Source organism: Mesorhizobium sp. M7A.F.Ca.AU.002.02.1.1, assembly GCF_003998535.1.
GTDB classification, from domain to species: Bacteria; Pseudomonadota; Alphaproteobacteria; order Rhizobiales; family Rhizobiaceae; genus Mesorhizobium; species Mesorhizobium ciceri.
Genome location: NZ_RZPB01001093.1, coordinates 1 through 1551 on the forward strand (window position 1 = coordinate 1; position 1551 = coordinate 1551).

Below are 1551 nucleotides of genomic sequence, written 5' to 3' on the forward strand. Positions count from 1 at the left end.
CAGCGCCAGCATCGGCGCGACGACAAGCACCACTGGTTCAGCGATCACGCTCGCCGGCGGCAATGATCTTGTCCACGCCACACTGAACTACACCGGCTCGATCAACGTCAGCGCGGGTAGCGTCTTGCAAGTCGGCGGCGGCGACTGGAGCGAGCTCAACATGAGCGGTTCGGTCGTTTCGACCTCGGCAGTAGCACTGCCGGGGACAGCGGTCTTCACCTTCAGCGGCAACGCCGAGGGCGTGTACAATATTTCGAGCACGATCAATCATACCGGGAGCGCCGTCGGCGTCTTGTTTGACGGATCGTCCGAGGGAACGGCCACCTTCTCCGGCACCTCGAAGATATTCGACACCAGCAGCGGCGCCAACGGCGCCATCGTCAAGCTCCCCAGCATCGGCCCGACCCAGGGCACGGGCTCGCTCGCCTTTACCGGCGGCAACCTCAAGATCACCACCGCCAGCGGCGCCGGCTTCAGCGCCAGCACCTTCGGCGCCGGCACGATCAGCGTCAGCGGCACCGGCAACACCATCACCACCGGCACGGGAACCGCGCTGAAGCTTGGCGATGCGACGGCGGTCGTGGCCGGGGCGACAGGCGCGACGGTCGGCGCGGACGGCATCAAGTTCGACACGATTTCGACCAATGGCGCGGCGACCGGCATATCACTCAACAATGTCAGCGGCGGCGCCATCGATCTCGGGGCGGTCGACCTGCAGGGCATCACTGGCACCGGCGTCCAGGTTTCCGGCACGCTCGGCTCGACGCTGGATTTCCACAGCCTGAACATCGGGATCGCGGCAAGCGCCACCAACGCCGTCGGCCTCGACCTCAATGGCGCGGCGCTCGGCACGAGCACCATCACGGCCGACGATTTCGATGTCGACGGCGGCAACTCCACCGGTTCGCTCGGCATCGACATGGCCGGCACGACGACAACCGGCACCGGCAAGATCCAGCTCGGTGACCTCCTCAACAACAATCCTGGCCCTGCTGGTCAGACGTCGACCATCACCAAGGTCGCCCAGGGCGTCCAGTTCTCCAGCGCCACCAACGCCAGGCTGGTGTTCGGCGACGGCGGCAGCCCGGCCGAATCGAAGATCGAGACCTTCGGCAACGGCCAGGTCATCCACGCCACCGACACGCTGCCGACATCGGGCGACTACAATTTCAACGACGTCAACTTCAGCGGCGACACGTCGAACCTGTCTTCGTACAAGGTCTACTATGTCACCGCCGATGCCACCGCCCTTGGCGACGGCAGCCTGCTCAATCCGGGCACCTATACCAACGCCCAGGCATCTACCGCCAATGTCATTGTGCTCATCGACAAGAACGTCGACGGCGGCCAGGCGACGATTGACCTCGGCGGTACGTCGTTCCAGCTCGATGACGGGCAGGTACTGCTCGCCTTCAAGAGCGACGACGCGGCCGTCGATGTCTCGCAGCTCGGCGTCGATACCAGCGCCGGCGCTTCGGCTGCGTTCCATTTCACCACCGTGCAAAACTCGCCGATCATCGCGGCACCGGCGGGCATCGACACGCTACGGCC

Annotated in this window: 1 pseudogene; it reads left to right on the forward strand. The window is 65.1% G+C overall.

The features are described from left to right. A pseudogene (locus EN879_RS35330) lies at positions 1-1551 on the forward strand (hypothetical protein); the annotation flags it as partial.